Source organism: Streptomyces sp. NPDC046712 (assembly GCF_040645695.1).
Classification (GTDB): Bacteria; Actinomycetota; Actinomycetes; order Streptomycetales; family Streptomycetaceae; genus Streptomyces.
On the sequence record NZ_JBEYYW010000045.1, the window covers coordinates 41,354 to 49,412 of the forward strand.

At 68.9% G+C, this 8,059-nt stretch carries 9 protein-coding genes and 1 tRNA gene; 5 read left to right on the plus strand and 5 right to left on the minus strand.

What is annotated here, in order from left to right:
- The first annotated feature begins 18 nt into the window (after positions 1 to 18).
- Positions 19 to 960 (plus strand): SIR2 family protein, encoded by a 942-nt coding sequence (locus ABZ939_RS35465; protein ID WP_361864475.1) that lies wholly within the window; start codon positions 19 to 21, stop codon positions 958 to 960.
- Positions 957 to 2,915, plus strand: coding sequence for an ATP-binding protein (locus ABZ939_RS35470; RefSeq protein WP_361864477.1), 1,959 nt, complete (start codon positions 957 to 959; stop codon positions 2,913 to 2,915). Before ABZ939_RS35465 ends, ABZ939_RS35470 begins: the two co-directional genes overlap by 4 nt.
- Here the strand turns inward: ABZ939_RS35470 and ABZ939_RS35475 are convergent.
- On the minus strand, positions 2,908 to 4,134 hold the full coding sequence (locus tag ABZ939_RS35475; RefSeq protein WP_361864479.1) for a saccharopine dehydrogenase C-terminal domain-containing protein: 1,227 nt from the start codon (positions 4,132 to 4,134) through the stop codon (positions 2,908 to 2,910). The genes ABZ939_RS35470 and ABZ939_RS35475 overlap by 8 nt on opposite strands.
- Before the next feature lie 126 nt (positions 4,135 to 4,260).
- Between ABZ939_RS35475 and ABZ939_RS35480 the strand changes: the two genes are divergently transcribed.
- Positions 4,261 to 4,986: a TetR/AcrR family transcriptional regulator gene (locus tag ABZ939_RS35480; protein WP_361864481.1), complete on the plus strand. Its 726-nt coding sequence runs from the start codon at positions 4,261 to 4,263 to the stop codon at positions 4,984 to 4,986.
- 85 nt (positions 4,987 to 5,071) lie between these two features.
- Here the strand turns inward: ABZ939_RS35480 and ABZ939_RS35485 are convergent.
- The 3 genes from ABZ939_RS35485 to ABZ939_RS35495 form a co-directional block, all read right to left on the minus strand.
- Positions 5,072 to 5,145 (minus strand) — tRNA-Met (locus tag ABZ939_RS35485).
- A gap of 83 nt (positions 5,146 to 5,228) precedes the next feature.
- Entirely contained in the window at positions 5,229 to 5,606 is a 378-nt protein-coding gene (locus tag ABZ939_RS35490; RefSeq protein ID WP_361864483.1) for a fic family toxin-antitoxin system, toxin component, read from the minus strand.
- Positions 5,606 to 5,845, minus strand: a complete 240-nt coding sequence (locus tag ABZ939_RS35495; protein ID WP_361864485.1) for a hypothetical protein — start codon at positions 5,843 to 5,845, stop codon at positions 5,606 to 5,608. The genes ABZ939_RS35490 and ABZ939_RS35495 overlap by 1 nt, the downstream gene beginning before the upstream one ends.
- A 114-nt stretch (positions 5,846 to 5,959) precedes the next feature.
- Here ABZ939_RS35495 and ABZ939_RS35500 point away from each other — a divergent pair, with 114 nt between their 5' ends.
- Entirely contained in the window at positions 5,960 to 6,988 is a 1,029-nt protein-coding gene (locus ABZ939_RS35500) for an aminoglycoside phosphotransferase family protein (RefSeq protein ID WP_361864487.1), read from the plus strand.
- 154 nt (positions 6,989 to 7,142) lie between these two features.
- The gene (locus ABZ939_RS35505) at positions 7,143 to 7,493 is read left to right on the plus strand and encodes a hypothetical protein (protein WP_361864489.1); all 351 of its coding nucleotides are present in this window, start codon (positions 7,143 to 7,145) and stop codon (positions 7,491 to 7,493) included.
- Here ABZ939_RS35505 and ABZ939_RS35510 read toward each other — a convergent pair.
- Positions 7,490 to 7,894: a hypothetical protein gene (locus ABZ939_RS35510; protein WP_361864491.1), complete on the minus strand. Its 405-nt coding sequence runs from the start codon at positions 7,892 to 7,894 to the stop codon at positions 7,490 to 7,492. The genes ABZ939_RS35505 and ABZ939_RS35510 overlap by 4 nt on opposite strands.
- Between the last annotated feature and the right edge of the window lie 165 nt (positions 7,895 to 8,059).

The window sequence follows — 8,059 nt, forward strand, 5'->3', positions numbered from 1 at the left end:
ACAGCGGGAGGCGACACGATGAACTCCAACGGCAGCGAACCGCCCCCGTACGGGTTCATTGCCAATGAACTCGTCGAGGGTCGCGCCGTGCCCTTCCTCGGCGCAGCCGCGTCCTACGCCGGGGTGCCCGACGACGAACCCTGTCGGCTGCCCGGCGGCCAGGGACTCGCGGCGCGCCTGATCGACCTCTGGAAGGGTTACCCCGGCACCCCCAGCGACCCGCTCACCCAGGTCACCCAGTACTACGAGGAATGCGTGGCGAGCCACACCGACCTGTGCCGCTGCTTCCGTCAGGTGTTCTACGAGGAGCAGCGCGAACAACCCCCGCCGCCGACCGCCAGGCTGCTGGCCGCCATCCGGCCGCCCACCGACCGACCCTTCGTGGTCATCACCACCAATTACGACTGCCAGGTGGAGAAGGCACTCGACCAGGCCGATCGTGCGTACGCGGTGGTCATCCAGGACTCGATGCCCTGGAGTCCTCACAACCTCAGGGTCCGCGAGAGCGGCAGCGAGCGCTTCGAGGGAGTGCAGAGCCAGGATCTGATGCTCGAGGACTACGCCGGGACCACGCTGATCTACAAGCTGCACGGCGGCTTCGGCGAAGGACTGGACGACGACGTCGACACCCTGGTGGTGACCGAGGGCGACTACATCCGGTTCGTCGCCTCGCTCGCCTCCCTGAGCGTGCCGCCGAGCGCCATCGCCACGCACATCCTCAACGACCGGCGGATGCTCTTCCTCGGCTACTCCATGGCCGACTGGAACATGCGGGTGATCCTCTACCAGCTCGCCCAGCGCCGCCCCAACCAGAAGGGCGTGCCGCGGTCCTGGGGTGTGCGCCGGAACGTCTCCGTCATCGAGCGGAGGTTCTGGGACAAGCGCGACGTCGAACTGTACGACATGGACCTCGCCGAATTCGTGGCCCACCTGCACGAGGCGATCGGAGCGGCGGTATGACCACCACCACCATGGTCACCGACCACGCGGCCTTCGACAGCAATCCCTACGTGGGTCTGCGGCCCTTCACCGGACAGGACCAGCACCTGTTCTTCGGCCGCGAACGCGAGGCCGAGATGCTGTTCAACCTCGTCTACTCGACGCCCCTCACCCTGGTGTTCGCGCCGAGCGGCGTAGGCAAGTCCTCGTTGCTGCAGGCCGGTCTGATCCCCCTGCTCGACCAGGCGGACGACTTCGACATCGCCTATGTCGACACCTGGCGGCCTCCGGTCGCCGAGCAACTGGCCGAGGTGATCGCCGAGCACTTCCCGGCACCGGAGCACGGAACGTCGTGGTGCGAGGGCCTGAGAGCCCATGCCGTCGAGACCGGCCGTTGCCCGGTGCTGATCCTCGATCAGTTCGAGGAAGCGCTGCGTCTGCGCTCAGGGCTCGACGCGGTGTGGGAAGAGCTCGCCGTCATCGGCACCCACCCGCGCAGCGGTGCACGAGTGGTGCTCGGGATCCGGGAGGACCACTTGGCAGAACTCGACGAACTCCTGCGGCGGGTCCCCCTGCTGATCGAGCATGGCATGAGGCTGGGACCGCTGAGCGGGAAGAGCATGCAACGTGCGTTCCACGGCCCGTTGAACGTCCTGGATCCTCCCTTCCAAGCCGATCCCGAGCTGTTCCCCCAGCTGGTGTCCGACCTGGATCCGGAGCCGCAGGGCGGGACGAAAGGCCATGTCGAACCCGGCTATTTCCAGGTGGTCTGCCAGCACCTGTGGCAGCTCGACCGGGACCGCCCCGACCGTACGCTCAGCTTCGCCACGTACGAACGCGAGGGCCGGGCTCCCGAGGTCCTGCGGTCGTACGTACGGGGCAAACTTGATGACTCACTGCCGGCCGACCACCTGGAGGTGCTCTACGCGATCGCCCGCTACCTGGTCACCCCCACCGGATCGAAGATCCCGCTCGGCGTCGACGACCTCACGGGAATGGTGACCGCCCAGGACTTCACCCCGCAGGCGCGCAGGAACTTCGGACTGGCGGACGACGAGCAGCAGTGGCCGTTCGAGGGGGAGCGGCTGCACGGTCTGTTGTCCGACGTGCTCGAAGGGCTCTGCCGGAGCAGCGTGCTCATCCTGCGACGCGTCGCGTACGGCACGGTGCCCCGGTACGAACTCTTCCACGACCTGCTCGGTCCGATCCTGCGCAAGTGGCGGGAGCGGCGGCGGTCCCAGGCGGAGCGGGACCTCGCACGGCTGGCCGCACCGGTCCAGACCGCCAGGGCGTCGCTGGCCACCGCGAGCGAGCGATGGGACACGGCCGACGTGGAGGGACGTCGCGACGTCGTCCGAGAACTGGGCGAGGTTCTGCTCCAGTCGACGGTCCTGAAGCAGGAGGCCATGTCCAGCGACGCGCGCAACCTGCTGGAGGACCTGAGGAAACACGGAGACCACTGGAAAGTGCGGCTGGAAGCCGGGCGGGCCCTCGGCCAGCCCTACGGCCCCCAGACCCCGTCCTGGCGCCGGGCCCTGTCGGCACTCGCCGGTTACGCCGTGCTCAGCGCGGCCGGCGTCGGTCTCCTCGCCTTCGGGGCCCGGATCCCCGTCGAAGCCACCACCGACCTGGAGGTGTCGTTGCCGGGCTTCCCCACCTTCGTCCTCGGCTGCATCGCGCTGATCTGGACCCTGGTGTACTTCGCCGAGGGCGCTGCGGAGCGTCTTTACTCCCGGCACAGCCACTGGAGCATCCTGCTGAACGCACCGTTCGAACCCTATTACCAGGGAATCGGCTGGTTCGAACGCTCCTCCGGCTGGCCGTTCAACATCATCCTGAGCGTGGTACCCGCGGTGGTACTCGCCCCACTGCTCGCCGAGGTGGCCGTGTCGTACCTGTTCTGGCTGATCGTGCTGGCCTGCCTGTTCACGGGGATCAGCCTCCTGGCGTACAACCGGGCCGTCGTCCTCATCTGAGCCCGTCGCGCAGCCCCCACGGAGCCCCGTACGCGCCGAGCAGGTCAAGGAACGGCTGGGGCGGCAGCGCCTCGGGGCCGAGGACGCCGCTTGCCTTCCACGTACGGTCCGCGATCAGCTCCAAGGCGATCACCGGGTTGATGGCGGTCTGCCAGACCACTGCCTGGGAACCGTACTCGCGCATCGTCCACTCGTTGTCGACGACGTGGTACAGGTAGACCTCCCGCGCCGTGCCGTCCTTGGTTCCCTTGACCCAGGTACCCGCGCAGGTCTTGCCCTTCATGCGGTCGCCCAGCGTTGCCGGGTCAGGCAGACAGGCGGCGACCACGTCGCGCGGGGAGACCTGGACCGGCCCGTCCGCGCCGGGGACGCTGACCTTGGCCGTGGAGTCGAGCCCCAGGTCGCGGAGGGTCTTCAGTTTGGCGATGAAGTCGTCGCCGAGGCCGTACTTGAACGTCACCCGATGCGCGTCCAGCCAGCGGGGCATGAGCAGGACCTCTTCGTGCTCGACGTTCACGCACTCCACCGGGCCGATGCCCTCGGGGAAGTCGAAGACCTCCGGCTCACTGAAGGGAGCCGTGGTGAACCAGCCGCGGCCCTTCTCGTAGACGACGGGCGGGTTGAGGCACTCCTCGATGGTGGTCCAGATGTTGAAGGAGGGCGCGAAGTCGTAGCCCTCCACGGTGAGGTTCGCGCCGTCGCGGACGCCGATCTCCTCGATCTCGTCGAAGAGTTCATCGGCCGCGTACCGGGCGAACACGTCCGACAGGCCCGGCTCCACACCCATGCCGACCAGGGCAAGGCGGTCGACGTTCTCCCAGGCCTCGGCCAGGGCGAACTGCTCGTCGCCGAGCTTGACCCCGCACTGCTCGTAGGGGGCGGTCGGGTGCGGCACGGACAGCGACATCGCCATGTCGACGTAGTGCGCGCCCGCGGCCAGCGCCGCGTTGAACAGCGGCATCACGAACCTGGGGTCGGTGGCGTTCAGCAGCACGTCGCAGCTTTCCTCGACGAGGAGACGACGGACCGCCGCCTCGTCGGAGGCGTCCAGGCGGTGCGCGCTGAACCGGCCCCCTTGGTCGTCCAGCGCGGCCACGGCAGCCTCCGCACGGGCCGGGTCGTAGTCGGCGACGACCATGTGGGTCAGAAAGTCACGGCGGGCCGCGATACGGGTGACGGCGGTTCCGACGCCGCCCGCACCCACGAGAAGTACACGCATGTCACACACCATTTCGTCGAGACGGTCCCGGCGAACACCCGGGAACACCTGGATGCAACACGATCCCGACAGTTAAGGTCTACGCCGTTGGCATAAGGGGCGACGAGGCGACGAGGTGGTGGAGCGATGCCGAAGAAGGTGGTTGCGGAGGCGGAACGGCGCAGGCGACGGCCGACCCGGCAGGGCACCGTGCTGTCGGAGAAGCTGATCGTGCAGACGGCGTTGCGGATGCTGCGCGAGCACGGGAGTGCCGGACTGACCGCACGCCGGCTTGGCGCCGCTCTCGGCGCCGACCCGAGCACCCTGTACCGGTACTTCGCCGGCCTGGACGGCCTGACCCGGGCCATCGGCGAGGAGCTGATGGGGCGGGCCCTGGACAGCTGGACAGCCACTGGGCATTGGCGCGCCGACCTGCGTTCCCTGGGCCTGGCCATCCATGCCTCCTACCTCGCCCACCCCCAGGCCGCCCTGCTGACCGCCAGCCGCGTCACCGGCCGCCCCCGGGAGATCGAGGTGGACGAGACGATCCTCGGCATCCTGCGCGGCGCGGGCTTCGGCGACGCGGAGTCTGTCGGCGTGTACCACGCCTTCATCGACCTGGCTCTGGCCTTCGCCTCCCTGGACGCGGGCGCGCTGGCCATCAAGGACGAGGTCAGGGAGGCGGACGAGGACATGTGGACCTCCACCTATGCCCGGCTGCCCTCCGAGACCCATCCGCACATCGCCGCCACGTCGCACTTGCTGGCGGACCGGATGAATCACAGCGCCTATCCGGTCGTGCTGGACACTCTCCTGAACAGGGCGGAGGCACAGCTGACCGCCGCGCGGAACGATGCCACCGGCACCGAGTGAGAGACACTTCAGCTCGAGTTGCCGCGCCTGCCCTCGGTGCGCGGTCGGGCCCGCCGCGATGCACGCGACGGGCCCGACTCCTTCGTGGCCGAGGCGGGATTCGAACCCGCGACCTCTGGGTTATGAGCCCAGCGAGCTACCGACCTGCTCCACCCGGCGACCTCCACCGTAGAACGCCGACGCGCCCCCGCGCGAAGGGTTTTCGTCCGTGTGGCGATGCCTTCGGGTTGCCGTCCGGGTTGTCAGCTGGCGTGCGGCCAGGAGCGCAGCAGCGCGGTGATCTTGTCGGCGGTGCAGTTGGGGTCGAGGAGCAGGTCTTTGAGGGCTATGGCGTCGTTGCGGGAGGGCTTGACCGCGATGCCTGAGGCTTCCAGGTACATGACGCCGGTGGCGGCGGCAACGGCCATGTTGGAGCGCTCCAGCCAGCGGCACCGGCCCAGGGTGTGGACGAGTGCTGCGGCCTTGGCATAGGGGCCGTCGTAGACAGACTGCTCGAAGAGCTCGGCCCGGTGGCGCGCGACTGCGGCGACGGGGACGCCGTAGTCGTCGGGCGCGGGATCGTCCGCTCCTGCCACCTCGGCGACTTGCAGGATCCAGGGAACGTCGATGTGCAGTTCCATCAGGCGGCGCGCGACCCAGAGGGCGCCTGCTGCGCGGTCTCGGCCTCGTCGAAGACGTCCTGGTGCTCGGCGAGGAAACGGGCAGCCGCATCCACTGCGCGGGCGCGCAGACCGCTCGCGTCGTCCTGCACCAGGCGAGCGAGGTAGTCCCCGATGCTCAGGCCCAGGTCGGCAGCGCGCTTCTTCGCGAGTTCCGCGACGTCCTGATCCACTCGTGCGCCAAGCTGTGTCTTCGCCATGGACGCATGGTAACAGCTGTTACCAAGGGGGGGTACACCCAACGCGGATGCCAATCAGGAGCGAGAGGTCTACGTCTCAGGTCAGTTGCGTCGGCCGCGTGGAAGGATGAGCGCATGTGGTTACGACTGCCGTTCGGGGACGGGTTGAGGGCCGAGCTGGGATCACCAAGGCGCTCTCGCAGACTGGGCAGCAGTCCTCGATCGCGCGTGTGGCGCGTCGAGTTGCCAGAGGCGACGGCGGTGGTGAAAGAGATCGTCGACGGTCCTGATGCCGACGAGCGATACGCCCGTGAGGTGGCCGCCCTGCGGCTCGCCGCCCGAGCTGAAAATCCCGTGGTGCCCGCGTTGCTGGCCACCGATCCCGGCAAACGGGTCCTGGTCCTTGAGCATCTGGATCACCGACGCCCGGCCGGCGACTGGATCGTCGACTACGCAATCGCGTTGGCACGGCTGCATGCCACCGCCCGCCCGGAGGACGTTGGGGTACTGCCCCGGTGGCAGGGCCCGAACCGGGCCGATGTCGAGTCGTTCCTGCGACTGGCCGAGGCCCTGGAGGCGCCTGTCGCCTCGGGTGTGTCCGGCGAACTCGAGGACCTGGTGAATCGGCTCGGCCAGGCATCCGGGCATGCCCTTCTCCACGGGGATCCCTGTCCCGGTAACGACCTCCACACCGCCGCGGGGATCAGATTCATCGACTTCGAGCAAGCGTCGCTGGGCAGCGGCTTGATGGAGCTCGCCTACCTGCGCATCGGATTTCCCACCTGCTGGTGTGTCACCGCAGCGTCGGAGCAACTGCTGGAACGGGCGGAGAGCGCATACCGCAACGAGTGGCGCACACTGACCGGCTCCGAAGCCCAGGACGGGCTCGCTGACGCGTGCACCGGCTGGCTGCTCCGCGGCGACGCGCTGGTCGAGCGGGCTCGCCGTGAAAGTACTGATCACCTTGCCCGGATTCCGCACCGGGACTGGACATGGGGCACAGCGACCGCCCGACAACGGCTCGTCCACCGGCTCGGGGTCGTCAGCCGTATGACGGCCGACCACACCTCTCTCAGCGGCGTGAGCAGCCTCAGCGCCGCCATGCGCCAACGTATGCTCGCCCGCTGGCCCGCGCTTCAGCCCATCACAACAAAGCGACCTTAGAGGTCGGCGCCCCAGAACTTCGCACGCGGGCCGCCCCACTGCGGGGAGCGGGACGGGCCGCCTCGCCGACCCCCATCACGCGGCTCGACCACACTCCGCCGGGCCCGGTCAAGCCGCGTGACCGGGTCCGCTGAGTCGCTCGTACGATACGACCATGGGTTACGACGTACACATCACGCGGCGCGAGTTCTTCTGGGACGAGGAGGGCGAGGCGATCGGGGCGGACGAGTGGACCGCGCTGGTCGAGGCCGATCCCGATCTGGAGATGGCCGGGGCGGCCGAGGCCACGACCGGGGACGGCGCGGGGCTGCGGTACGAGAATCCGCTGCTGGCGCGGATGGCGACGCATCCCGACGCCGGCTCCGAGGGCGCCTGGCTGGACCTGCGGGACGGCGTGGTCACCGCCAAGAACCCGGACGACGCGCTGCTGGCCAAGATGAAAGCCGTCGCCGCCCTGCTCGGTGCGAAGGTGCAGGGCGACGACGGCGAGGACTACCCGCTCTAGGCGGTCAGAGCGGCGACGTACACGGCGATGCTCTCCGAGGCGTCGCCGTGGAACCGCTTGAGCACCCGCTGCACGGGCCAGACGACCGAACCGTCGGGCAGGTGGAGCTCCACGTTGATCTCGCCCTGCGGGTCGGCGTCGTCGACGACCCACGCACCGCCCGCGGTGCGGCGGATCAGCTCGCCCACGTACGCGCCGGTGGCGAACAACCGGGCGCCGGTGTCCTCGGCGAGCAGACCGCCCGGGACGGGGGTGCCGGACACCGCCGACTCCGTCAGGAACCGCTCGATCTCACGGGCACTGGCCGGAGTGAAGTCCACCTGGTAGCCGGAGCTGCTGAGCGCCGTGGCGATCCACTCGGAGTAGACCTGAATGTCGTGGGCCAGTCCCTGTCCGGGCATTTCTTTCGTCCTTGCGATGTCATGGTGCTGATGGCTGGTGGAGTGTAACCACGGACGGCGGGGCGGCCGGTCCCTCCCGGTACGGGGCCGGGCTGACGCTCAGCTCACCGGCGAAGGGGCGGTCGAGGACGAAGACCAGGAGGAGGCTGAAGCCGATGAGGGCGG